General features: G+C 65.4%; 24 protein-coding genes and 1 pseudogene. 4 read left to right on the forward strand and 21 right to left on the reverse strand.

All coding sequences use genetic code 11. From position 1 onward, the window contains the following. Positions 1 to 88: 88 nt before the first annotated feature. The gene (locus tag F9K07_RS28135; protein ID WP_159596530.1) at positions 89 to 1960 is read right to left on the reverse strand and encodes a potassium transporter Kup; all 1872 of its coding nucleotides are present in this window, start codon (positions 1958 to 1960) and stop codon (positions 89 to 91) included. A 123-nt stretch (positions 1961 to 2083) separates the two neighbouring features. Continuing rightward, a complete protein-coding gene (gshA, locus tag F9K07_RS28140) occupies positions 2084 to 3376 on the reverse strand; it encodes a glutamate--cysteine ligase (RefSeq protein WP_159596531.1) in 1293 nt (430 codons plus the stop codon). 74 nt (positions 3377 to 3450) lie between these two features. On the opposite strand from gshA, the gene F9K07_RS32125 reads away from it, so the two are divergent. Further along, positions 3451 to 3579 (forward strand): hypothetical protein, encoded by a 129-nt coding sequence (locus F9K07_RS32125; protein ID WP_268894733.1) that lies wholly within the window; start codon positions 3451 to 3453, stop codon positions 3577 to 3579. A 71-nt stretch (positions 3580 to 3650) separates the two neighbouring features. Beyond that, on the forward strand, positions 3651 to 3779 hold the full coding sequence (locus F9K07_RS32130) for a hypothetical protein (RefSeq protein ID WP_268894734.1): 129 nt from the start codon (positions 3651 to 3653) through the stop codon (positions 3777 to 3779). Positions 3780 to 3803: 24 nt separating this feature from the next. On the opposite strand, the gene F9K07_RS28145 is transcribed toward F9K07_RS32130, so the two are convergent. The 5 genes from F9K07_RS28145 to F9K07_RS28165 all read right to left on the reverse strand — a co-directional run bounded on the left by F9K07_RS28145 (position 3804) and on the right by F9K07_RS28165 (position 7062). Next, positions 3804 to 4571, reverse strand: coding sequence for a hypothetical protein (locus F9K07_RS28145; protein ID WP_159596532.1), 768 nt, complete (start codon positions 4569 to 4571; stop codon positions 3804 to 3806). 74 nt (positions 4572 to 4645) lie between these two features. Next, positions 4646 to 4921, reverse strand: a complete 276-nt coding sequence (locus tag F9K07_RS28150; protein ID WP_159596533.1) for a DUF2277 domain-containing protein — start codon at positions 4919 to 4921, stop codon at positions 4646 to 4648. Positions 4922 to 4949: 28 nt separating this feature from the next. Then, entirely contained in the window at positions 4950 to 6230 is a 1281-nt protein-coding gene (locus F9K07_RS28155; RefSeq protein ID WP_159596534.1) for a glutamate-5-semialdehyde dehydrogenase, read from the reverse strand. A 44-nt stretch (positions 6231 to 6274) separates the two neighbouring features. After that, positions 6275 to 6586, reverse strand: coding sequence for a single-stranded DNA-binding protein (locus F9K07_RS28160; protein WP_159596535.1), 312 nt, complete (start codon positions 6584 to 6586; stop codon positions 6275 to 6277). Then, a complete protein-coding gene (locus tag F9K07_RS28165; RefSeq protein ID WP_159596536.1) occupies positions 6583 to 7062 on the reverse strand; it encodes a hypothetical protein in 480 nt (159 codons plus the stop codon). Before F9K07_RS28165 ends, F9K07_RS28160 begins: the two co-directional genes overlap by 4 nt. 44 nt (positions 7063 to 7106) lie before the next feature. On the opposite strand from F9K07_RS28165, the gene F9K07_RS28170 reads away from it, so the two are divergent. Beyond that, on the forward strand, positions 7107 to 7769 hold the full coding sequence (locus F9K07_RS28170; protein WP_159596537.1) for a glutathione S-transferase: 663 nt from the start codon (positions 7107 to 7109) through the stop codon (positions 7767 to 7769). A gap of 70 nt (positions 7770 to 7839) precedes the next feature. Here F9K07_RS28170 and katG read toward each other — a convergent pair whose 3' ends face one another. The 10 genes from katG to F9K07_RS28220 all read right to left on the reverse strand — a co-directional run bounded on the left by katG (position 7840) and on the right by F9K07_RS28220 (position 17848). Next, positions 7840 to 10014: a catalase/peroxidase HPI gene (gene katG, locus F9K07_RS28175; protein WP_236581734.1), complete on the reverse strand. Its 2175-nt coding sequence runs from the start codon at positions 10012 to 10014 to the stop codon at positions 7840 to 7842. A 186-nt stretch (positions 10015 to 10200) separates the two neighbouring features. Continuing rightward, positions 10201 to 10665, reverse strand: coding sequence for a CreA family protein (locus F9K07_RS28180; RefSeq protein ID WP_159596539.1), 465 nt, complete (start codon positions 10663 to 10665; stop codon positions 10201 to 10203). A 65-nt stretch (positions 10666 to 10730) separates the two neighbouring features. Then, the gene (locus F9K07_RS28185) at positions 10731 to 11249 is read right to left on the reverse strand and encodes a DUF2199 domain-containing protein (protein ID WP_159596540.1); all 519 of its coding nucleotides are present in this window, start codon (positions 11247 to 11249) and stop codon (positions 10731 to 10733) included. A 13-nt stretch (positions 11250 to 11262) separates the two neighbouring features. Then, positions 11263 to 11406 carry a hypothetical protein gene (locus F9K07_RS28190; RefSeq protein ID WP_159596541.1) on the reverse strand — a complete coding sequence of 48 codons (144 nt, stop codon included), beginning with the start codon at positions 11404 to 11406 and terminating at the stop codon, positions 11263 to 11265. A 154-nt stretch (positions 11407 to 11560) separates the two neighbouring features. After that, positions 11561 to 13015 (reverse strand): aldehyde dehydrogenase, encoded by a 1455-nt coding sequence (locus F9K07_RS28195; protein WP_159596542.1) that lies wholly within the window; start codon positions 13013 to 13015, stop codon positions 11561 to 11563. A gap of 112 nt (positions 13016 to 13127) precedes the next feature. Continuing rightward, positions 13128 to 13943, reverse strand: a complete 816-nt coding sequence (locus tag F9K07_RS28200) for an ABC transporter ATP-binding protein (protein WP_159596543.1) — start codon at positions 13941 to 13943, stop codon at positions 13128 to 13130. Then, positions 13940 to 14728, reverse strand: a complete 789-nt coding sequence (locus tag F9K07_RS28205; RefSeq protein WP_159596544.1) for an ABC transporter ATP-binding protein — start codon at positions 14726 to 14728, stop codon at positions 13940 to 13942. The genes F9K07_RS28200 and F9K07_RS28205 overlap by 4 nt, the downstream gene beginning before the upstream one ends. Continuing rightward, entirely contained in the window at positions 14718 to 15746 is a 1029-nt protein-coding gene (locus F9K07_RS28210) for a branched-chain amino acid ABC transporter permease (protein ID WP_159596545.1), read from the reverse strand. Before F9K07_RS28210 ends, F9K07_RS28205 begins: the two co-directional genes overlap by 11 nt. Continuing rightward, the gene (locus tag F9K07_RS28215) at positions 15743 to 16645 is read right to left on the reverse strand and encodes a branched-chain amino acid ABC transporter permease (RefSeq protein WP_159596546.1); all 903 of its coding nucleotides are present in this window, start codon (positions 16643 to 16645) and stop codon (positions 15743 to 15745) included. Before F9K07_RS28215 ends, F9K07_RS28210 begins: the two co-directional genes overlap by 4 nt. A 3-nt stretch (positions 16646 to 16648) precedes the next feature. Continuing rightward, entirely contained in the window at positions 16649 to 17848 is a 1200-nt protein-coding gene (locus tag F9K07_RS28220) for an amino acid ABC transporter substrate-binding protein (protein ID WP_159596547.1), read from the reverse strand. Positions 17849 to 18049: 201 nt separating this feature from the next. Between F9K07_RS28220 and F9K07_RS28225 the strand changes: the two are divergent. Further along, a pseudogene (locus F9K07_RS28225) lies at positions 18050 to 19021 on the forward strand (helix-turn-helix domain-containing protein). A 224-nt stretch (positions 19022 to 19245) separates the two neighbouring features. Here F9K07_RS28225 and holA read toward each other — a convergent pair. The 4 genes from holA to F9K07_RS28245 all read right to left on the reverse strand — a co-directional run bounded on the left by holA (position 19246) and on the right by F9K07_RS28245 (position 24116). Next, positions 19246 to 20298, reverse strand: a complete 1053-nt coding sequence (gene holA / locus F9K07_RS28230) for a DNA polymerase III subunit delta (protein WP_159596548.1) — start codon at positions 20296 to 20298, stop codon at positions 19246 to 19248. A 10-nt stretch (positions 20299 to 20308) separates the two neighbouring features. Next, positions 20309 to 20839, reverse strand: coding sequence for an LPS-assembly lipoprotein LptE (locus tag F9K07_RS28235; RefSeq protein WP_236581735.1), 531 nt, complete (start codon positions 20837 to 20839; stop codon positions 20309 to 20311). A 15-nt stretch (positions 20840 to 20854) separates the two neighbouring features. Beyond that, positions 20855 to 23569 carry a leucine--tRNA ligase gene (gene leuS / locus F9K07_RS28240; RefSeq protein WP_159596549.1) on the reverse strand — a complete coding sequence of 905 codons (2715 nt, stop codon included), beginning with the start codon at positions 23567 to 23569 and terminating at the stop codon, positions 20855 to 20857. 112 nt (positions 23570 to 23681) lie between these two features. Continuing rightward, positions 23682 to 24116, reverse strand: coding sequence for an ExbD/TolR family protein (locus F9K07_RS28245; RefSeq protein ID WP_159596550.1), 435 nt, complete (start codon positions 24114 to 24116; stop codon positions 23682 to 23684). Positions 24117 to 24120 lie beyond the last annotated feature (4 nt).

A 24120-nucleotide genomic window follows, 5' to 3' on the forward strand; every position in this document is an offset into this window, starting at 1 on the left:
ACTGAAAACCAAAAGCCGCAGATTGTTCTGCGGCCTTCGATTCATCTCAATACTTTGTTTGCGGTATTTTGGGGAGAAGTCCAGAACCTTAGATCTCGACCTTCGAACCGAGCTCAATCACCGCATTGCTCGGCAGGTTCAGGAACTCGGCGGCGGCACTGGCGTTGTGGTGCATCTGGGCGAAGAGCTTTTCGCGCCACGGCGCCATGCCGCTGCCGATGGTGGGCACGACGACATCGCGCGAGAGAAAGTAGCTGGTGGTCATGGGGCCTACTTCGCAGCCCCGACCACGCAGGGCCGAGAGAGCCTCGGGCAGGTCCTGGTCGTTCTTGAAGCCGTAGTGCACGATGACCTGCCAGCAGTCGTGCCCCAAGGCATCGATCTCCAGCCGCTTGTTCAGGCCGATCCAGGGCACTTCGTGCGCGCGCACGGTGACGAACAGGTTCTGCGCGTGCAGCACCTTGTTGTGCTTGAGGTTGTGCAGCATGGCATTGGGCACGGTGCCGACGTCGGCGGTGAGGAACACCGCCGTGCCTTCCACGCGCGCAGGCGGTGCGACGAAGAGGGCATCGAGGAAGGTGTTGAGTTCGATCGACTCGGCGTGTTGCTTCTCCAGCATCAGCTCGCGGCCACGCTTCCAGGTCATCATGAGCGTGAACACCGCCCCACCGATGAACAGCGGGAACCAGCCGCCGGCCAACAGCTTGAGCAGGTTGGAGCTGAAGAAAGCCAGATCGATGAGGAAGAAGAAGCCGGTAGCTGCAATGCACACGCCCAGCGGGTACTTCCAGCTGTAGCGGATCACGAAGAACGTAAGCACGGTGGTGATCAGCATGTCCAGCGTGACCGCGATGCCGTAAGCGGCCGCGAGGTTGCTGGACGACTTGAACATGACCACCGCCAACACGATGGCGGTGAACAGGCCCCAGTTGACGAAGGGCATGTAGATCTGGCCGGTGTGCCGCACGCTGGTGTGCAGCACCTTCAGGCGCGGCAGATAGCCGAGCTGGATGGCCTGCTTGGTCACGCTGAAGGCGCCCGTGATCAGAGCCTGTGATGCGATCACCGCGGCCATGGTGGCCAGACCCACCAGCGGCAGCAGCATCCACTCGGGCGCCATGTTGAAGAACGGGTTCTTCACCGCCGCCGGGTCGGCCAGCAGAAGCGCGCCCTGGCCGAAGTAGTTCAGCGTGAGGCAGGGCATGACGATCAGGAACCAGGCCAGGCGGATCGGCCGCTTGCCGAAGTGGCCAAGGTCGGCATAGAGCGCTTCGGCGCCCGTGACGCACAACACCACCGCGCCCAGGATGATGAAGGAGATGCCGGGAAACAGCCACATGAAGCGCAGCGCATGCAAGGGGCTGAGCGCGCCGAGGATTTCGGGGTGGCCGATGATCTGCGCCACGCCGAGCGCGGCGATGGTGAGGAACCAGGTCAAGGTGATCGGGCCGAAGAAGCGCCCGATGCCGCTGGTGCCGCGCTTTTGCACCGCGAACAGCACGAACAGCACCAGCAAGGTGGTGGGCACGACGTAGTGCCGGAAGTGCGACGAGATCACCTCCAGGCCTTCCACCGCCGAGAGCACCGAGATCGCGGGGGTGATGACGCCATCGCCATAGAAGAGCGAGGTGCCGAAGATGCCAATGGCCAGCAGGAGCTGGCGCAGTGCGGGTTTGTCCTTCACCGCGGTGGAGGCCAGCGCGAGCATGGCGATCAGTCCCCCCTCGCCGTTGTTGTCGGCACGCAGCACGAGCACCACGTACTTGAGCGAAACGATGACGGTCAGCGTCCAGAACAGGATGGACAGGATGCCGTAGACATTCGCATGCGTGAAGGGCACGTGGCCGGAGCCGAAGATCTCTTTGACGGCGTACAGCACGCTGGTGCCGATGTCGCCATAGACCACGCCAATGGCGCCCAGGGTGAGCGCCGCCAAGGACGATTTGGAATCTGCAGACACAAAACAAACCCCGCCTGAGAGCGCGGGGTTCAGTTGTCGAGGGAACGCAATTGTGCGCCTGCCAAAGGCACCTTGTCTGTCGGCTCAGCGCACCGCTTGCCGCAAATGTTGCACTGCAGCAACTTACTCGTAGACCTCGGCGTCCGGGTCGGTGGCTTCCAGCTCGTAGCTGGCCGAGAGCATGGCCAGGCGGCCGATCACACCGTACATGTAGAAACGGTTGGGCACGCTGGCGCCGGGCTTCTGCCCGGGCTGCGGCAGTTGGGCACTCTGCTCGAAGGCCAACGGCACATAGCCGGAACCGGGAGCATTGAGGTTTTCATCGACGCCGCGCGTGGCGTGCACGCGGTAGAAGCCACCCACCACGTAGCGGTCCATCATGTAGACCACCGGCTCGGCCACCGCGCTGTTGATGCGCTCGTTGGTCAGCACGCCTTCCTGGATGATGACCTCGTGCACCTCCTGGCCGGCCTGCCCCACCGCCATGCGCGCCTTGGTCTTGTCCGACAGGTTGTCGATGTCCTTGGCATCACGCACCGTCATGATGCCCATGCCGCCGGTGCCGTTGTCGGCCTTCACGACCACGAATGGCTTTTCGTTGATGCCGTATTCCTTGTACTTGCGGCGGATCTTGCCGAGCAGCGCATCGGTATTGCTGCGCAGGCATTCCAGGCCTTCATCGGCGTTGAAATCCACCTGCCCGCACTGGTTGAACATGGGGTTGATCAACCAGGGGTCCATGCCCAGCAGCTTGCCAAAGCGCTTGGACACCTCTTCGTAGGCCTTGAAATGGTGGCTCTTGCGCCGTGTGGGCCAGCCCCCGTGCAGGGGCGGCAGCAGGTACTGTTCGTGCAGGTCTTCGAGAATGCCGGGCACGCCCGCGCTCAAGTCGTTATTGAGCAGGATGGTGCAGGGGTCGAAGTTCTTCAAGCCGAGGCGGCGCTTGCTGCGGATCAGCGGCTCCAGCACCACCTTGTCGCCGCCGGGCAGCTCGATCGTCTTGGGCGACTTGATGTCGTTGGAGAGCGAGCCCAGGCGCACGTTGAGCCCGGCCATGTAGAAGATGCGCTGCAGTTGTGCGAGGTTGCTGAGGTAGAAGGTGTCGGTGGTGTTCTCGGGCACCAGTAGCAGGTTCTTGGCCTCGGGGCAGATTTTCTCAATCGCCGCCATCGCTGCCTGCACGGCCAGCGGCAGCATCTCGGGCGTGAGGTGGTTCCAGCCGCCGGGGTACAGGTTGGTATCCACCGGCGCCAGCTTGAAGCCGGCGTTGCGCACGTCGACCGAGCTGTAGAAAGGCGGGGTGTGTTCCATCCACTCCAGGCGGAACCAGCGCTCGATCACCGGGGTGGACTCCAGGATGCGCTGTTCGAGCTCGTTGATGGGGCCGGTCAGGGCGGTGACGAGGTGCGGGACCATAGGAAGGAAGGCGGGGGTATGGGGAGGCAGCCAGTGTAATGGGGTCGGATGACGGGGTTTTCAAGGTGCTCCCGGTGGCACACCACACCACCATCGCGTTCAGAAAGGACGTTCACATGGCGTTTGTGGCATTCATCACCGCGCTCGCCGCGTGGTTCACCGTGCTGAGCCCATCCAACAGCGATGCCGTGCGGGTGGTGTGAATGGTGGTGTTTCTGCTGCTGGGGCGCTGTTCGCGCTGTCGGGCGGCTTCGCCTGGTGGTGGGACAGCGGCATGCAAGCCAGCAACGCCAGTCCCTGGCTGGTGATCTGGGGTCTGCTCACCCTGGCCTCTCAGGATGGCAACCTGCTGCGCGCGGTGTTCGAGGGCGAGGGCGGCACCGAATGGCCCGGACGGCGCTGAGATCGAGGACGATGGAGCGCGAAATTACTTCACGCTCACCATTGAGCGCAAGGTCAGCAACCACGCGTCCTTGGGCAGTGCCAGCAGGTCCTCGCGCAGGCGCGCCTCCATCTCGGGCGTCCATTGCGCGATCGGAGTGCGCGCCAGTTCCTCGGGCAGCGGCGTGGCCACCGGCCGGTTCCACCGACCCGTCGTGCTTTCGTGCAGCCATTGAAACGCCAAGGTCTTGCCCGTCTTGCAGTCCATCAGGGACACCGAGGTCAGCAAATGCAGCATGGCCGGGGCCCTGCGCGCGGTATAGACGCCGGCGCCGTACACGAACTGGTTAGTCTGGCTGAACGGATCGGCCGATTTCTGCCGCGCCGCCACGAGCACCGCATCCAGCTTGTGCGATGCGCACAATTGCTGAACAGGCGCTTCTATCGAATCCCAATGCGGACCCCAATTGGCCGGCACATCCCAGCCCGTCTTGAGATCGTTGACGCGCGCGAAATCGGCGACGGGGTAGTCGACTTGAACCACGGTCGCGTTGAACACCTGTCGAGCGGCAGCGGCCATCTGCTCTTCATAGGCCTTGTCGAGCTGCCAGTCGGTGATGTTCTTCTTATCGAGCTCGTTGCCGAACACGGTCACGCCGACGTACTTTCGGATGAATTCGCCACCGGTGGCGGAAACCACCGCCAACCGCTGGATGCCGGAGGCCACATCGGGCGCCAAGGTTTTCGGGCCTGTCGCGCATCCCGTGAGGACGACGGAGAGCCACACAGCGCTGAAGGCAAAGAAACGTTTCATGCGAACACCCAGGGGACGAAGAGTTCGCGCATTGTGCCGGACCTGGTGGACCGGGTCGCTGTTCCCCTGACGCCTCAGTCCGGCGACCCGAACCGAGCCACCGACCGTGCCTTGGCCTTCATGGCCTCCACCTCGCGATTGCGTGGCGCGGCGCTGGTGTGCAGCGAGGCGATGAGCTCGCGAGCCGTGACCGCCACCTGCGCCACAGCCAGGTCGAACGCGGCCTCGTTGACCTGCGACGGTACGTTGAAGCCGCTGAGCTTGCGCACGAACTGCAGCGAGGCATCGCGGATTTCCAGCTCGGTGGCCGGAGGTTCGAAGTTGAAGAGGGTCTTGATGTTGCGGCACATGGTGTTCACCTCCTCTGCGTTGCGGCGCTCAGCCGCGCACTTCGCCCTCGCCCAGCACCACATACTTGAGCGAGGTCAGGCCCTCGACGCCCACCGGCCCACGGGCGTGGAACTTGTCGGTGCTGATGCCGATTTCGGCGCCCAGGCCGTACTCGAAGCCGTCCGCGAAGCGTGTGCTCGCATTCACCATCACGCTGGCCGAGTCGACTTCGCGCAGGAAGCGCTGGGCGTGCATGTGGTTGGTGGTGAGGATGGCGTCGGTGTGGTGGCTGCTGTAGCGGTTGATGTGGGCAATGGCCTCGTCCACGCCCTCGACCAGTTTGACGCTGACGATGGGCGCGAGGTACTCCTCGGACCAGTCGGCCTCGGTGGCGTCTTTCAGGTTCGCGCCGGGCACCGCCTTCAGGATCGCCTGGCTTTCTGCGCAGCCCCGCATCTCCACGCCCTTGGCAGCGTAAATGGCGCCGATCTTGGGCAGGAACTCGGCAGCCACGCCGCGCGCCACCAGCAGGCTTTCGGTGGCGTTGCAGGGGCTGTATTTCTGGGTCTTGGCGTTGTCGGCGACCTTCACCGCCATGGCAATGTCGCACGGGTCGTCGACGTAGGTGTGGCAATTGCCGTCCAGGTGCTTGATGACCGGCACCTTGGCCTCGGCGCTGATGCGCTCGATCAGGCCCTTGCCACCGCGCGGGATGATCACGTCCACGTACTGCGGCATGGTGATGAGCAGGCCGACGGCGGCGCGGTCGGTGGTGGGCACGAGCTGCACCGCGTCGGCCGGCAGACCGGCATCGGTCAAGGCGCGCTGCACCAGCACAGCCAGAGCGCGGTTGGAATCGATGGCTTCGGAACCGCCGCGCAGAATGGCGGCGTTGCCGCTCTTGATGGACAGCGAGGCGGCTTCGATGGTCACGTTGGGCCGGCTCTCGTAGACCATGCCGAAGACGCCGATGGGCACGCGCATCTGGCCCACGCGGATGCCGCTGGGCATCTGCTTCATGCCCGTGATCTCGCCAATGATGTCGGCCATGGCGGCGAGTTGCTCGCAGCCCTGGGCACAGATCTCGATCACCTTGGGTGTGAGTTTGAGGCGGTCCACCATCGGTTCGGAGAGGCCGTTGGCGCGGGCGCGCTCCAGGTCTTTCGCGTTCTCCACCTGCAGGGCCTGCACGTTCTCGCGCAGCAAGGCGGCCAGCCCGCGCAGCGCGGCGAGCTTGGTGGCCGCGTTGGCCTTGGCCATGAGCGCCGAGGCCGCCTTGGCCTGCAGCCCCAGGGTGTTCATGAGTTCGGTGGTGTTGGTCGCGTTCATGCCCGGGATTTTCGCAGAGGCGTGCGCCCTTGGCACCCGCGGGGTCAAGCCGTGCCGCCGGCCCCGTGCGCGCTCAGCACATGCGTGGCCACCATGTCCAGGCTGGGGCGCACGATGCCCTGTTTGTCCGTCCAGACCTTGGGCGTGAGCCCGCCGCTGAGCGTGAGCGACTCGCCATCGCGCAAGGCCACCAGTGCCTTGCCCGCTGCTTCGTCGAAGGCGATGACGTTGACGATGAATTCCTCGTCGGCCCGGTTGCGCGCGAGCACACGCGCCACGATGTAGCCGCGACCGGCCTTGTCCACGCGGCGCGAAGCCTCGCCCATCAGGCGTCCTGCGATCAGGCCGTCGATCATCGCGCTGGCTTCTCGAAGCCGCTGGCGATCCAGGCCTGCGCGCTGTCCACCGTCAAGCGGAAGTTGGGCGGCACCGGCACACGGGCCAGTTCGGCGTCATACGGGTCCCAGGCGCTCAGGGTCGCGGTGGCGCCCTCTTCGTCGGGCACGATGGCCAGGGCGACGCGGATGCGCTGCCCATCCACCGTCACGCTGACGTTCTTGTTCAGCTCGGCGTGGCGCTGCTGTTCGGAGCGGCGGATGAACTCCTTGGCGGTTTTCACCAGGGTGTTGAAGGCGGCGCTGTCCAGCGGCTTGGGGTTCTTCTTGTCGCGGCCCATGGTCCAGGGGCCGACGAGCGCGGGCTCGGCCTGGCCATCGAGGTACATGGCCACGGCCCAGCCGTCGTCGTCTTCGTTCTTGATGACGCGGGCGGTCCAGGGGTCGTCGCGCCACAGGCGGTCTTCTTGAATGGGTGCTTGGGTATCAGAGGTCATGGTCACCGAGGGTACAGGGATTCGGGCGGGCGACAATTGGCCACATGCCCACTGCACCTCTGCCCCTGCTCTACAGTTACCGTCGCTGCCCTTATGCGATGCGGGCGCGCATGGCGCTGCTGGTCGTGGGCGTGGCGTTCGACGCGCACGAGATCGTGTTGCGCGACAAGCCAGCCGCGATGCTGGCCCTGTCGCCCAAAGGCACGGTGCCAGTGCTCGCCTTGCCCGACGGCCGCGTGCTGGAGCAGAGCCTGGACATCGTGCAATGGGCCTTCATGGCCCACGGCGACCCGGTCGGCTGGTGGGCGCGGGCGCAGAGCGCCGAAAACCTGGCCTTGCTGTCGGCGTGTGATGGCCCGTTCAAGCACCACCTGGACCGCACCAAGTACCTCGAGCGCTTCGCAGGTGAAGACCATCTGCTGCACCGCGAACAGGCGGTGGCGGTGCTGCTGGCGCCGCTCGACGCGCGGCTGGCGCGCGCCGAGCACTTGGGCGGGCAAACACCCTGCGCTACCGATATGGCGATCTTCCCTTTCGTGCGCCAGTTCGCCGCCATCGATCCGCCCTGGTTCGCGCAACTGCCGCTGCCATCGCTGCGCCGCTGGTGGGCGCACTGGCTGGCGCACCCCTTGTTCGACGCGGCCATGGTGAAACTGCCGGTGGACGAAGTGGTTCGGTTTCCGCGCGCCTGGCCTGAGCCTTCCTGAGCGCTCCTTCCAAAGACAAAGACCACCCGAAGGTGGCCTTTGTCTTTCAGGCAGGGGCCGGATCAGCGGCTCACACCAGATCGAAGCGGTCGGCGTTCATCACCTTGCTCCAGGCGGCGACGAAATCGCGCACCAGGCGTTGCTGTCCGCCCGCGCTGGCGTACACCTCGGCGTAGGCGCGTAGCACCGAGTTGGAGCCGAACACCAGGTCGTTGCGCGTGGCGGTGTACTTCACCTGGCCGCTCTTGCGGTCCTTGCCTTCGAACAGCTCTTCATCGCCGCCCTTCGTGCTCCACACGGTGTTCATGTCGAGCAGGTTCACGAAGAAGTCATTGCTCAGCGCGCCAACCTTGTCGGTGAACACGCCGTTGCCGCCACCGTCGAAGTTGGCGCCGAGCACCCGCAGACCACCGACCAGCGCGGTCATCTCGGGCGCGGTCAGGGTGAGCAACTGGGCCTTGTCGACCAGCAGGGCTTCGGTGGACGCGCTGCTCTTGCCATTGCGGTAGTTGCGAAAGCCATCGGCCTCGGGCTCGAGTGGCTCGAAGGAGTCGACATCGGTCTGGTCCTGCCGGGCATCGACGCGGCCCGGTGCGAACGGCACCTCGACCGACACGCCTGCGGCCTTCGCACCTTGCTCCACACCGACCACGCCGGCGAGCACGATCACGTCGGCCAGCGAGGCTTTGCCGGAGGCCTTCTGGATCTCGACCAGCTTGGCCAGTGCTTTCACGGCGCGCTGGTTAACGGCCCAGTCCTTTTGCGGCGCCAGCGCCAGGCGCGCGCCATTGGCACCACCGCGCTTGTCACCGCCCCGGAACGTGGAGGCCGACGCCCAGGCCACCGAGACCAGCTCACCCACCGGCAGGCCCGAGGCAGCGATCTTCGCCTTGAGGTCGGCGATGTCGGCCGGCGTGGGCTGGTGCGTAGCGGCCGGCAGCGGGTCTTGCCAGATCAGGTCTTCCTTCGGCACTTCGGGGCCGAGGTAGCGCGCCTTGGGGCCCATGTCGCGGTGGGTCAGCTTGAACCAGGCGCGGGCGAAGGCCTCGGCAAAGGCCTGCGGGTCTTGCAGGAAACGCTGCGAGATCTTGCCGAACTCGGGGTCGAAGCGCATCGTCAGGTCGGTGGTGAGCATCTTGGGCTTGTGCTTCAAGCCCGGCACGTGGGCATCGGGGATGATGTCCGGCGCGTCCTTGGCCACCCACTGCTTGGCACCGGCGGGGCTCTTCTCCATCTCCCATTCGAACTTGAACAGGTTCTCGAAGAAGTTGTTGCTCCATTGCGCCGGGGTCGTGGTCCAGGTGACTTCCAGGCCGCTGGAAACCGTGTCCTTGCCGAAGCCGCTGCCGAAGTTGCTGGTCCAGCCCAGGCCCTGGGCTTCGATCGTGCCGCCCTCGGGCTCCTTGCCCTTGTGCGATTCGGGTGCTGCGCCGTGCGCCTTGCCGAAGGTGTGGCCACCCGCGATCAGGGCGACGATTTCTTCGTCGTTCATGGCCATGCGGTAGAAGGTGGCGCGGATGTCTTTGGCGGCGGCCATGAAGTCACCGCTGCCGTTCGGCCCTTCGGGGTTCACATAGATCAGGCCCATGTGCGTGGCGCCCAGGCCCTTGACGAGTTCGCGGTCGCCTTCGAAGCGCTTGTCATCGGCGAGCCACTTGACTTCGGCGCCCCAGTTCACGTCCATGTCGGGTTCCCACACGTCTTCGCGACCACCGGCAAAACCGAAGGTGCGGAAACCCATGGATTCCAGCGCCACGTTGCCGGCGAGGATCATCAGGTCGGCCCACGAGATCTGCTGGCCATACTTCTGCTTGATCGGCCACAACAGGCGGCGCGACTTGTCGATGTTGACGTTGTCGGGCCAGGAGTTGAGCGGCGCAAAGCGCTGCTGGCCACGTCCGCCGCCGCCACGGCCGTCGGTGATGCGGTAGGTGCCGGCCGAGTGCCAGGCCATGCGGATGAACTGCGGGCCGTAGTGGCCAAAGTCAGCGGGCCACCAGGGCTGGCTGTCGGTCATGAGCTTGTTCAGGTCGGCTTTGAGGGCCCGGTAGTCGAGCTTCTTGAATTCTTCGGCGTAGTTGAACGCCTCGCCCAAAGGGTTGGACTTGTCCGAGTGCTGGTTGAGCACATCCATGCGCAGCTGGGTGGGCCACCAATCCTTGTTGGCGGTGCCGACGCCGGAACCGTGGTGGAAGGGACATTTGGCTTCCGTGGATGCGTCTGTGGGGGCGTTGGTCGTGGACACGGTTTCTCCTTGTTTGGGGTGGGTTGAACGCACAGCGCCACCGCGCTGATCCATCGCGAAGTCCGCAGCTTACGAAACCGGCTGCGGGTCCGCCATTTGATTGTCGGCATCTTCGGCATAGGCAATGTCTATCCCCTGGACCGGCCTCCTTGCCGACTTTTACACCACGCGCGTGTCGCGCAGCCGTCAGCGCAGCGGGATGGTGGTGGCGCGGTCCACCGACACCACGGCCACGGAGTTCTGGGGCGAACCTTCGATCACGCGGTCGGAGTAGGTGAGGTACACGAGCGAGTTGCGCTTGGCGTCGACCATGCGCACGATGCGGATGCGCTTGAAGATCAGGCTGGTGCGCTCGCTGAAGATTTCTTCCTGCGCCCGGATCGGCTTGGGGATGCTGATCGGGCCGACTTGGCGGCAGGCGATGGAGGCTTCGGACTTGTCCTCGGCCAGGCCGAAGGCGCCCTTGATGCCGCCGGTCTTGGCGCGCGACATGTAGCAGGTGACACCACCCACGCCCGGGTCGTCATAGGCCTCGACGACGATCTTGTGGTCCGGGCCGATGAACTTGAAGACCGTGTCGACGGAGCCGATTTCATCGGCGCGGGCGGTGGTGGCAAGAAGCAGCAAGAGGGGAAGGATGTGGCGGCGCATGGTGAAATCAGTCTACCGAAATCCGTCCGTCCATGGCGTTGTCGGCGACAACGCGCGGCAAGGCTTTACGCGCCGGGCGCCTTCAAATCGCAGCCCAGGGCCGAATTGAGGTATTTGCGCAACTCGCCCACGCTCTCAAGCTGCATGTGCAGGGACATGAACAGCGCCGGATCCATGTCCTCGAATTGCCCCAGCACTTCCCGGATGTGCAGCTTGTGCTCCACGTTGACCGCTCTCACGACCACCGACAATCCACAGGCGCCTTCAAACCCTGGCCAATGGTTGGCCAGCACACCCTCGACGCGGAAGCCCCGGTACAGATCGTTGTCATCGGTGGCTTCGAAGTAGCGGTAAAAATCGTATTGGTTGACCTCTACCCACAAACCGAATCCAACGCCCTTGCCCAGGTCGGTCAAGGGAAGGGTGGCACGGGTGTGGATGAAGAAGCGCTCATCCCGCCAGGAGCAGGCGAAACCGGGTTCGTAAATGACATCGGCGGGCAACTCATCGTGTTCTTTGAAATAGGCCGCCAGCTCTTCCGGAAAATCGCAAACGATGTCGTGTGGGATGGCCTGGGTGTTCATTCTTGTGTCGCCCTCACGCGAAGAATCCGGGCACATCTTCGGGCAAGGCCCCGTGCTCCTGGACGTAGAGCGCCAGATCGTCCGGCAAGTCGCACACGATGTCGTCCGGAATGGGCCATTCGGTGGCGGGAGCGGTGGGTTTGGGGTGGGCATTCATGCTGGAACCGAAACGGGTTAAACGGGGCGCTATCGTTCCACAGGGCATGGCATTGCCCAACAGTCCACATGGCCGGTGCGCCCCCGTCTTGCCACCGTGCTTCGTGCTCAGGAGCAGCTTCCCCGGAAGGTGGAGACGGCGCAAATCCCAAACATCAAAACGGGTAATGCCGCGGCGTCGTCTGCAGCGTGATCCAGCGCAACTCGGTGAACTCGTGGATGCCGGCCTTGCCGCCAAAGCGCCCCATGCCCGAACCCTTCACGCCACCAAAGGGCATTTGCGCTTCGTCGTGCACGGTGGGCCCGTTGACGTGGCAGATGCCCGAATCGATCTTGCGCGCGACGTTGAAGGCGCGGGCCACGTCGCCACCGAACACCGAGGAGGACAGACCGTATTCGTTGTCGTTGGCGCAGGCGATCGCTTCTTCCACACCCTTGACGCGCACCACGCATTTCACCGGGCCGAAGGTTTCTTCGTGGTAGATGCGCATGGCCGGCGTGACGTGGTCGAGCACGGTGGCGGGCATGAGCGTGCTGTCGGCCTTGCCCCCGCAGACGAGCTTGGCGCCTTTGGCGAGGGCGTCGTCGATCAGCGCGTTGCAATGCTCCACCGTGCCCATGCCGATGACCGAGCCCAGCACCACGGGTTCGGGCTTGCGCGGGTCGCCCAGCGGCAGGGCCTTGGCCTTGTCGCCGAACTGCTTCACGAACGCATCGGCAATTTTCTGGTCGACGATGATGCGTTCGGTGCTCATGCAGATCTGCCCGCTGTTGGCGAATGCGCCGAAGGCCGCACCGTTGACCGCATCGTCGATGTTCGCGTCGTCCAGGATCACCATGGGCGCCTTGCCGCCGAGCTCCAACACCACGGGCTTGAGGTACTTGGCGCAGGTCATGGCGATGATTTTGCCGACCTTGGTGGAGCCGGTGAAGTTCACGCGGCGCACCGCCGGGTGCGCCACCATGGCTTCGACCACCGCGCCCGCATCGGCCGGGGCGTTGGTGAGGTAGTTCACCACGCCGGGCGGGAAGCCCGCGTCCTGGAACGCTTCGACGATGAGCTGGTGCGTGCGCGGGCAGTTCTCGCTGCCCTTGAAGATCACCGTGTTGCCGCAGGCCAACGGCACGCAGATGGCGCGCACGCCGAGGATGATGGGTGCGTTCCACGGCGCGATGCCGAGCACCACACCGGCCGGCTGGCGCACGCCCATGGCGAGCGAACCGGGCACGTCGGAGGGGATCACCTCGCCCGCGATCTGCGTGGTGAGCGCGGCGGCCTCGCGGATCATGCTGGCGGCCAACATGGTGTTGAAACCGGCCCACATGCCGGTGGCGCCGGTCTCGGCGGCCACGGCTTCGACGAACTTCGGCAATTTGGCTTCCAGCGCGTCGGCGGCTTTCAGCAACAACGCGCGGCGTTCGTTGGGCCCGGTCTCGCTCCAGGTCTTGAAGGCCTCGGCGGCGGCTTCGACCGCCATCACCGCGTCAGCGGGCGAAGCAGCAGGCGCGCGCGTGGCAACGCTGCCATCGAGCGGGTTGCGGCGCTCGAAGGTCGCGCCTTTTTCGGCCGTGACTTTGAGGCCGTTGATGAGCATGGACAGGTCGGACATGGGGCTTTCTCCTTGAGGTTGTTTCATTCAAATCCCCGTTCACCCTGAGCTTGTCGAAGGGTCTGCCCAACCCAATCGGGACAGGCTTCGACAGGCTCAGCCCGAACGGGGCCTAAGTGGTCGCCGCCGCCCTGCGCCGTTGCACCGCATCGGCCGCGCCGGTGGTGCCGGTGGCAGGGTCTTTGTCGGCGCCGAGGTAGGCCTCGCGGATGACAGTGGAGCGCGCGAGCAACTTGGCAGGCCCGCTGGCGACCAGCGTGCCGCGCTCGAGCACATAGCCCCGGTCGGCCACGGCAAGTGCTTTCTTCACGTTCTGCTCCACCATGAGCACGGTGGTGCCGGCATCGGCGATGCGGCGCACGATGGAGAGCAACTCGTCGACCATGCGCGGCGCAAGACCGAGCGAGGGTTCGTCGAGCATCAACAGGCGCGGCGCGCACATCATCGCGCGCGCCACGGCCACCATCTGCTGTTCACCACCGCTCATGGTGCCGGCGAGTTGGCTGGCGCGCTCCTTGAGTTTGGGAAAGTCGACAAAGGCTTGTTCGAGCCGCCGAGCGCGTTCGGCCTTGGGCACGAGCCAGCCGCCGAGTTCCAGGTTCTCGGTAACGCTCATCTGCGGGAACAGTTGCCGTCCTTCGGGCACCAGCGTGATGCCGGCCTGCACGATCTCGTGCGTTTTCTCGGCCAGTTCCTGACCATCGAGCAGCACGGTGCCGCGGCGTGGAATGAGGCCATTGAGGGCCTTGAGCAGCGTGGTCTTGCCAGCGCCGTTGGGGCCGAGCACGACGGTAAGGCCGGGCGGGATGTCGAGTTTCAGGTCGCGCAACACGAGGAAGGCGCCATAGCCGGCGGACAGGCCATCGATCTTCAGGCACGCCTTCGCGCCGCCACCCAGTTCGAAGGCTTGAGGGCGGTACCACATCATGCGGCGACCTCCTCTTCTGACGTCATTTCATCCCCCAGGTAGGCCTCGATCACCTCTGCGTTGCGCACCACGTCGCGCGGCGTGCCGTCGGCGATCTTGCGGCCCTGGTGCAGCACGATCACGCGCTCCACGTGGCGCAGCAGCGTGGTGACGGCGTGTTCGATCCAGACCACGGTGAGGTCGAGTTCGTCGCGCAGACGGCGGATCAGCCGGGCCATGTCCTCCACCTCGTTTTCGGTCAGGCCGGCGGCCACTTCGTCGAGCAGCAGCATGCGCGGGCGTGTGGCCAGGGCCATGCCGATTTCGAGCAGGCGTTGCTGCGAGGGCGTGATGGCAGCGGCCGGCAGATCCGCCTGGGAAGACAGGCCGATGAGGCCCAGGATGCTCTCGGGCGTGCGCAGCACCCACGGCACCGACGCCTCTTCGCCCCACAGGATGTACTTGCGACGGCGGCGACCGGCGAACTTCAGGCCGAAGGCGATGTTGTCGCGCACGCGCATGTCGCCGAAGACGCGCGGGGTTTGAAAGGTGCGCGCCAGGCCATGCGCGGCGAAGCGGTGCGGGCCCTTGCCGCCGAGTTCGCGACCCTGCACCTGGAGCGTGCCGCTGGTGGGCCGGGTCACGCCGGAGATGGCGTTGAAGAAGGTGGTTTTGCCCGCGCCATTGGGGCCGATGATGCCGACGAGCTCACCGGGCATGAAGCGCGCGCTCACCGCATCGACGGCGGTCAAGCCCCCGAAGCGCACGGTGACGTCGCGGGCGTCGAGCAAGGCGTCAGTAGACATGGCGGCGCTCCCGTTGTTCTTTTTCGCGTTGCTTGCGGCGCCGGGTTTCACCGCTCAGGTCGTCACGGATGTCCGTCCACCACGCCTTGAAGCTGTCGCGCCAGCCCCGGAAGGTCTCCAGGCGCACCGAGGCCAATCCACCCGGCAGGTACAGAACGGAGACGATCAGCAGCAGGCCCAGCGCCATCATGTAGATCTGCGGCACTTGCAGCCGCAAAGTTTCGGCCAGCACGCTGAAGACGATGGCAGCGATCAGCGGCCCCCAGAGCGTGGCGGCACCGCCGATGAGCGCGATCAACACGGTCTGGAAACCAATGAACGGGTTGAACACGGTGTGCGGGTCGATGTAGGTCCAGCGCACCGACATCGCCGCGCCGACCGCACCCGCGACTGCCGCGGTGAGTGCGAAGCCGGCGATCTTGACGGTGCGGGTGTTCACGCCCAGTGTCTGCGCGCGCTGCTCGTCCGCGCCGATGCCCTGCATGGCCAGGCCAAAACGCGTGCGGCGGATGGCGATGGACAGCGCCACCGTGAGCAATGCGAGCAGCAACACGGTGAAGTAGATCGTGTCGCGCTCGGGCACGACCATGAGCACGCGGCCCACGGTGCCGGTGACGCTTTTCTCAAAGTAGCTGATGGCGTGGCGGATGAGCTCGGTCATGCCGAAGGTGAGCACTGCGAAGTAGGTGCCGCGCAGGTGCAGCACCGCCGCGCCCATGAGCACCGCCACGGCCGCGGCGATGAGCGCACCCAGCGCGATCGCTTGCGACCACGGCACCTGCTCCAGCAGGATTGCGCCAGCGTAGGCCCCGATGCCGAAGAAGGCCGAGGTGGCCAGCGACAGGTAGCGCGTGGTGCCGCAGAACAGCGCCCAACTCGACGAGAGTGCGACGTACATCAGGCAGGTAAGCGCCATCGAGACGACGAAGTCGCTAGCGATACCGGGCAGGGCCACGCCCCAGCCGGCCAGGCCGAAGAGGACCAGCAGGTCGCGGATGAGGATCTGTCTGGAAGTCATGCTTTTCTGGATTTGCGCGCGAACAAGCCTTCGGGCCGCAGCAGCAAAACGCCGATGAACACCACGTAGCTCAGCAGCGCCTTGAGCGAAGGGTTGGTGAAGTGCATGCCCAGCGCTTCGATCACGCCCAGCAGCAGGCCGCCCGCGAGCGCGCCGCCCATGCTGCCGAAACCGCCGAGCGTGATGACGATAAGTGCGGTGACGGTGTAGGGTTCACCCATGGAGGGGCTGATGGTGTAAGCCATGGAGAGCAGGCAACCGGCCACGCCCGAGAGACCCAGGCCGATGCCGAACATGAGCGGGTGCAGGCGCCGGGTGTTGATACCCACGAGTTGCGCGCCGGTGGGCGACTGCATGAGCGCGCGCACCCCTTTGCCGAGCAGGGTGGTGCGCAGCAACACGATGAGCGCACCGGCGAACAGCAGCGAGAGCGTGAACACCACCAGTTTGTTGACCGCGAACTGCGCGTGGCCACCGGGCAACGGGATCGCCAGCGGTTGGGTGAGGTAGTCGTAACCGCGCAGGTCGCCACCCCAGACGTAGGAGATGACGTTCTGCACCAGGAACATCAGGCCAAAGGCGACCATGAGGCCGCGCGCCTCGAACACGTCGAGGTTGGGCGAGGTGGCGGTGAGGCGGCGAAAGCACAGCCAGTGCACCGCGATGCCGACGGCGAAGAGCAGGCCGAAGGACACCGGGATCATCCAAAGCGGAGACAGTCCGAACGAGGTCTGCACCATCCAGGTGAGGAAGGCGCCGACCATTAGGAACTCGCCGTGCGCGATGTTGAGGATGCGCATCAGCCCGTACTGCAGGTTCAGCCCGAGCGCAACGAGCGCGTAGATGCCTCCGGTGATGAGACCGGAGGCGATGAGTTCAAGCCAGGCGGAGAACGACAAGCGTCACTTCCACACAGGCTTGTTGGGGTTCAGCTTGGCGGTGGCCAGCTTCTGCGGCCACACCACTTCGAACTCACCGTTCTGCCACTGGCCCACGGTGCCGGGCGTGCCCACGTTCTCGCTGCCGTTGAACTTGATGTCGCCGATGATGGTCTTGTGCGTGGTGTTGGCCACGTAGTCGCGGATCGCCTTGCGGTCCAGCCCCACCTGCTTGCAGGCGTTGGTGAGGATTTCCAACCCCGCCCAGCATGCGCCGCTGGCCCAGCGGTCGGGCTCTTTCTTCTGGCTCGCCACGTGCGCATCGAAATACGCTTTTGCGCCCGGGCTGGTCTTGCTGTTCCACGAGCCCATGCCGAGCACGCCCTCGGCGCCTGCGGGCGTCATCACGTTCTTGTAGAGCGGGAAGGCGGTGCCCACGGACGCGTAGAAGAACTTGGGGTTGAAACCGATTTCCTTGGCCTGGCGGCTGGCGAGGATGGTGTCGGGTGGGTAGGTGAAGCCGACGAAGGCGTCGGGGTTCTTGTCCTTGATGCTGCGCAGCGTGGGCGACAGGTCTTTCACGCCACCGGGGTAGCTGGTGTCCTGCACGAGGCTGATGCCCGTGCCCTGCAGCGCGACCTTGAGCGCCGAGTAGTTTTCCAGCCCGAAGAGGTCGTCCACATAGACCACGGCCACGGTCTTCACCCCGTTGGCCTTGAACATCTCCACCAGCGCATCGCACATGGGCTTGGGTTGTTGCAGCAGGAGGAAGAAGTAGGGCAGCTTCATTTCGGCCAGGCGGCGCGAGAGCGCGGTCGGCGCGAGGAAGGGGTAGCCCAGGCGGTTGGCCAGCGGCGCGACGGCGAAGTTGGCGTTGCTGCCCCACGGGGGCAGCACCAGGTCGACCTTGTCGCTGCCCATGAGTTTTTCGTAGGTGCGCACCACGGTTTCCATATCGCTGCGGTCGTCGCTGCTGATGAGTTCGATCTTGCGGCGAACGCCCTTCACATCGAGGCCGCCGGCAGCGTTCTGCTGCTCGGCCCACAGCAGGTAGTTGGGCTCCTGGCTGACCTGCGCGCCGCCGGTCCAGGGGCCGGTGCGCGACATCGAATAGCCGATGCGCACCGGCGTGGACTGCGCGAGCAGCTGAGGCGCGAAGGACATCGCGCCCACCGTGGCGGCAGCGCGTTGGATGAGCAGACGTCGATTGGGATGGGCGGCCATGGCGTTGTCTCCTGGAGTGGTGTGAACCGGGTTTTCATCGTAGGCACAAGCGAGCGCCAACGCTATGCTGACCGTGCACTTGCGGCTTGTCCAAACGCGCACAACGATCCGGGTTAACCCTCGATTTCAAGCACGGTGCAAGCGTGCCTGCCCGCCCATAATTTCTTTTCACGTGTTGCCGCCACCGAAAACCTCGATCGCATGGCCTCTTCTTCCATCATGAGCACCGACATCGCTGCACCCGCCGAGCGCGCGGCGATCTGGCGCGAGTGGGTGTGGACGCATTTCGGTGGCCTGGAGTCCGACCTGTACGGCGACACGGGTTTTGATGGCCACATGCAGGCTTCGAACGCGGGCGACGTGGTGCTGACGAAGCTGGAGGCGAACCGGCACCGCGTGCTGCGCAGCCCGCAGTTGGCGCGTGGCAGCGAGCGGGCGTACCTGAAGATCGTCGCGCCCTGGCGCGGCAGCGCGGGCGTGCAGCAGCACAACCGCGAGGCCTAGGTGCGGCCTGGGGGTTGGGCCATCTACGACACGACGGGCAGTTACGAGATCGCGAACCCGGAGCGGGTGGAGCATCTGATCGTGATGTTGCCCAAGGAGCAACTCACCGAACGCGGGCTGCGGCTGGAGCCGCTGATGGCGCGCCATGTGGGTGGCGTGAATGGGATCGCGCGGGTGGCGCTGGAGACCATGCGCACCACGTACCAGGAGCTGCCGGGCATGAGCGAAAACGCCGCGCGCGGTGCCGGCGAGTTGATCGTGGAGCTGGTGCGCCTGTCGTTGCAGGAGCTGGCGGGGCGCGAGAGCAGTGCCACGCAGCTGGAGGCTTTTCGAGACCGCATCCGCGAGCATATCGGCCAGCATCTGCGCGACCCTTCGCTCACGCTGGACCACATCGCTCAGGCGCTCAACTGCAGCAAGCGGCATCTGCACAACGCGTTCAGCGCGGAGGAGGACACGCCTGCGCACTACATCCTGCGCCAGCGCATCCAGGCCTGCATGCGGGAATTGGCGCAGCCGGCGCGCGCGGACCGCACCATCACCGAGATCGCATTTTCCTGGGGCTTCAACAACGGGGCGCATTTCAGCCGGGTGTTTCGGGAGCACACGGGGCAGTCGCCGAGCGATTTCCGCGAGGCTGCCTTGCGGTCTCGCTCTTCCGCTGTTTGAGTTTCTTCTCTCTCGCTGCGTTTCGTGCATCGACCTCGCGTCAGGACGATGGCGGTACCCGCGTTCTCCGGCCCCCGTCGCGGGCGTCTGCCCGGGTCCGCCTGAATTGCTTCGTCAACCCCGTTGCGTCGTTCGCCCCCTGTGGCAACCGCGAAATGGGCCTGCGCACGGCGTCCCGGACCGTCCGGCCTTCCCACCAAGCTGGAACGAAACAATGAGAAATGTCAGCGAACCGAACAGGCCAAAGAAACCTTCATCGCCATCTGCTGCAAAGCCTGCCAGGGATCGGCCGGCCAGGTCGGCACCTTGAGCCCCTTGACGATGCCGTCCACCGTGTGTGCATCGTCCAACCACTTCGACAAGGTGGCAATGCTCAACAAGGGCAGCGCACGCTCCATGAGCTTTTCCTTCAAACCCCACACGCGGTTCTCGCGCAACGCCATGGGCAGAGGACGACCTGCATCCATCGCCAAACGGATGCGGTGCAAGGTGCGGATGTCTTCCGACAAGGCCCAGTGCACCAGCACCGGCGCTTCGCCCTCGGCCTGCAGGCCATCGAGCATGCGCTGCACCCGCTGCACCTGACCGCCCAGCACGGCCTCGGCCAGCTTGAAGGCGTCGTAGCGCGCCACGTTCAACACCGCCGACTCCACCTGCTCGAAACCCAACTCGCCCGCCGGGTGCAGGAGCGCGAGCTTCTGGATTTCCTGGTGCGCGGCCAGCAGGTTGCCTTCCACCCGATCGGCAAAGAACTGCAGCGTGCGTTGCCCTTCTTCGCCAGCCACCACGCGCTGCCCTTGCTGCTGCAGGCGCTGCGCAATCCACTGTGGCAGCGTCTTGCGGTCCACCGGATCGAGTTTGACGGTGGCACCAAAACTCTCCAGCGCCGCGAACCACGCGCCCTTCTGCGTGGCCATGTCCAGACGCGGCAACAGCACGAGTGTGAGCGTGCTGTCGTTGCCCTGCGCCGCTTCGGCGATCTGCTGCAATGCTTGCGAACCGTCCTTGCCCGGCTTGCCGGACGGGATGCGGATTTCGATCAGTTGCTTGTCGGCGAACAGGCTCATCGAGCCGCCGCTGGCCAGTACCTCGCCCCAGTCGAAATGGGCGCCTGCCACGGTGTGCACCGTGCGCTCGGTGTAGCCCTGCTCGCGCGCCACCGCGCGGATCGCATCGGCCGCCTCCTGCACCAGCAATGGTTCGTCTCCATGCAAGGTGTAAAGGCTCTTCAAGCCGCGCTGCAGCTGGGCCGTGAGTTGCGGGGCAGCAATCTGCATGGCACGGGCCTCAGAGCGACTTCACGGCGGCCATGCGGCGCACCACCTGCTGCACGGCGTCCGACGCCATGTCGCGGTACAGCAGCTCTTCCTCGGCGGCCTTGGAGAGCACCGCCGTTTCACTGAAGCTCATGTCGCGCTCCAGCAGCAGCTCGGTATCTTCGATCAGTTCTTTCTCGTTCGCCGCGCGCAACCGGAAGGTGAAGCGCGTGCGCAGTTGCAACTCGCGCACCTGCCCCGCGGCCGTCTGGCCCACCGCGATGCGTTCGCGCTGGTCGGTGGTCACGGTGAGCACCACCTGCGCAGGCGTGCTGGCGGGCGTGGCGCTGGTGATCACGGTGAGGCCATTGGTGATCAAGGCCGTGCGCAACTCACGCGCCACCGGCGTGTTCTCGCTACCGGCGATGCGCACGGTCTGGAAGGCGAAGGTAGGCGCCTTGCGCAGCGCAAAGCCGCAGCCCGACGCACCCCACACCGCCGCGCCGGCCACCAGGGTCTGAAGCGTGCGCCGGCGCATCGTGGAAACGCTGGGAGATGTCATGCCTTGGGCCCTCGATCAGACGACGATGTTGACCAGGCGGCCGGGCACGACCACCACCTTTTTCGGCGCGGCGCCCGCGGCCTGCTTGGCGAAGGCCTCGCTGGCCAGCGCCGCCGCTTCGATGGTCGCCTTGTCGGCGTTGGCCGCCACGGTGACGCTGCCGCGGTGCTTGCCGTTGATCTGCAGCACGAGTTCGAGCTCGTCGCGCTTCAGCGCGGCTTCATCGGCCTTGGGCCAGGGCGCGTCGAGCAGTTCGCCCGCGTAGCCCAACCCGCTCCAGAGCGCGTGCGCCGCGTGCGGCGTGGCCGGATAGATGCAACGCAGCAGGATGCCGAAGCTCTCGGCCAGCGCGGCGTTGTCCGCAGCACTGCCATCGGACTTGAAGTCTTCCAGCGCGTTGAGCATCTTCATCGCACCCGAGACCACGGTGTTGTATTGCATGCGCTGGTAGTCGTAGTCCACCTGCTTGAGCACGGTGTGGATTTCCAGGCGCAGCGCCTTGGCCGCCTTCGACAGGGCTTGGCCCGACACACCGGCCGCGCGTTCACCCAGCGCACCCAGCGGCGCGAGCTTGAGGCCGAACGCCCAGACACGGCGCAGAAAGCGGTAGCTGCCCTCCACCGCCGCGTCGTTCCACTCCAGCGTGGCCTCTGGCGGCGCGGTGAACATGGTGTAGAGACGCGCCGTGTCGGCACCGTATTTCTCGATCAGGTCCTGCGGATCCACACCGTTGTTCTTGGACTTGGACATGGTGCCCACGCCCTCGTAGTCGATGACCGTGCCCACGGGCAGCATGCCATCGCCACTGGTGGCCGGGTTTTTCAGCTTCGCACCGACGATCTTGCCGCCTTCGTCGAGCACGTGCTCCACATCGTGCGGCCAGAAATAGTCCTTGCCGCCCTTGGCGGTGCGGCGGCTGTAGATGTGGTTGAGCACCATGCCCTGCGTGAGCAGGTGGGTGAAGGGTTCGTCCACCTTCACCAGGCCGAGGTCGCGCATGACCTTGGTCCAGAAGCGCGCGTAGAGCAGGTGCAGGATGGCGTGCTCGATGCCGCCGATGTACTGGTCCATGCCGCTGCCGCCCACGGCCAGCTTCTGGTCCCGCATCCAGTAGTCGGTGCCCTCGGCCACCATCTTCTCGGTGTTGGTCGGGTCGCAGTAGCGCATGAAGTACCAGGACGAATCCACGAAGGTGTCCATGGTGTCGGTTTCGCGCCGCGCGGGTTGGCCGCACACCGGGCACACCACGCCGGCGTGGAAGCCTTCGTGCTTGTGCAGCGGGTTGCCCGAGCCGTCGGGAATGCAGTCTTGCGGCAGCACCACCGGCAGGTCTTTCTCGGGCACCGGCACCGCGCCGTGCTCGGCGCAATGGATGATCGGGATCGGCGTGCCCCAGTAGCGCTGGCGGCTCACGCCCCAGTCGCGCAGGCGGAAGGTGGTCTTCTTCTCGCCCAGGCCCTTCTCAGCCACCAGTTGCGCGACTTTGTCGACCGCGGCCTTGAAAGCCAGGCCATCGAGCACGCCGGAGTTCACGCACACGCCGCGCTGCTTGTCGGCGTACCAGTCGGCCCACACCTCGGTGCTGAAGGTTTCGCCTTCGACGCCGATGACGGGCACGATCTTCAAACCGTACTTGTTCGCGAAGGCAAAGTCGCGCTCGTCGTGCGCTGGCACGCCCATGACCGCGCCGTCCCCGTAGCCCATGAGCACGTAGTTGCCCACCCACACGTCCACCGCATCACCTGTGAGAGGGTGCGTCACGGTCAGGCCGGTGGGCATGCCCTTCTTCTCCTGCGTGGCGAGTTCGGCTTCGGTCGTGCCGCCGGTTTTGCATTCTTCGATGAACGCGGCCAACGCCTGGTTCTTCGCGGCGGCGTGCGTGGCCAGCGGGTGCTCGGGCGCCACCGCGCAGAAGGTCACGCCCATGAGGGTGTCGGCCCGCGTGGTGAACACGTACATCTTGCCGTCGCCGATCAGCGCGCCGGTGTCGTCCTTGATCGTGTGTGGAAAGGCGAAGCGCACGCCCTCGCTCTTGCCGATCCAGTTCTCCTGCATCAGCCGCACCTTGTCGGGCCAGCCGTTGAGCGTGGCCTTGGGATTGCCGATCTGCACGTGGTCGAGCAGCTCTTCGGCGTAGGCGGTGATGTTGAGGTAGTAGCCCGGGATCTCGCGCTTTTCCACCACCGCACCGGTGCGCCAGCCTTTGCCGTCGATCACCTGTTCGTTGGCCAGCACCGTCTGGTCCACCGGGTCCCAGTTGACGACCTGGGTCTTGCGGTAGGCGATGCCCTTCTCCAGCATCTTGAGGAACAGCCACTGGTTCCACCGGTAGTAGCTCGGGTCGCAGGTGGCCACTTCGCGCGACCAGTCGATGGCCAGGCCCATGGCCTGCATCTGCTGCTTCATGTAGGCGATGTTTTCGTAGGTCCACTTCGCGGGCGGCACACCGTTTTTGAGCGCCGCGTTTTCCGCCGGCAGGCCGAAGGCGTCCCAGCCCATGGGCATGAGCACGTTGTGGCCGTTCATGCGCAGGTAGCGCGTGAGCATGTCGTTGATGGTGTAGTTGCGCACATGGCCCATGTGCAGCTTGCCACTGGGGTAGGGCAGCATCGAGCAGGCGTAGAACTTGGGCTTGCTCGCGTCCTCGGTCACGCGGTAGGCGTCGTTGGCATTCCAGTGGGCGTGCGCGGCGCGCTCGACTTCCGTGTGGGCGTATTTGTCTTGAAGCATGAACCAGAGGCCGATTCGGGCCGGGAACGGGGTGGAGGAAGGCTGCGCGCCGGGCGCAAAGGGATGCGGGATTTTAGGCCTTGCTCCGAGCCGCAGCCCGGGGCTGCGACATTCAGCGCGGCGCGGTCGGCGGCGCGTCGGCCACGAAGCCGATGCGCGAGAGCCCGGCGGTCTGCGCCAGACCGATCAGCTGCACCACGCGGCCATAGGACACGGTGGTGTCGGCGCGCAATTGCAGCTCGGTGGCGGGGTTGCGTCGCGCGGCCTCCTGCAGGCGCTGACGCAAGGCGTCCTCGTCCATCGGCTCGTCGTTCCAAAACAAGCGGCCTTGGGCGTCCAGCGCGACAGACACAAAAGACTCGGCCGTGGACGGCGTGCTCGCCGGCACCTCGGCGCGGGGCAGCTCCAACGCCAGCCGGTTGGCCATGAAAGGCGCGGCGATGATGAAGATCACCAGCAGCACCAGCATCACATCCACCAGGGGCGTAACGTTGATGTCGCTCATGGGCCGATCGCCCGCAGGGCGTTCCAGCCGGCCGAAGCTCATACCC

Origin of the sequence: Hydrogenophaga sp. BPS33, assembly GCF_009859475.1 — a bacterium.
In the GTDB taxonomy this organism is placed as follows: domain Bacteria; phylum Pseudomonadota; class Gammaproteobacteria; order Burkholderiales; family Burkholderiaceae_C; genus Hydrogenophaga.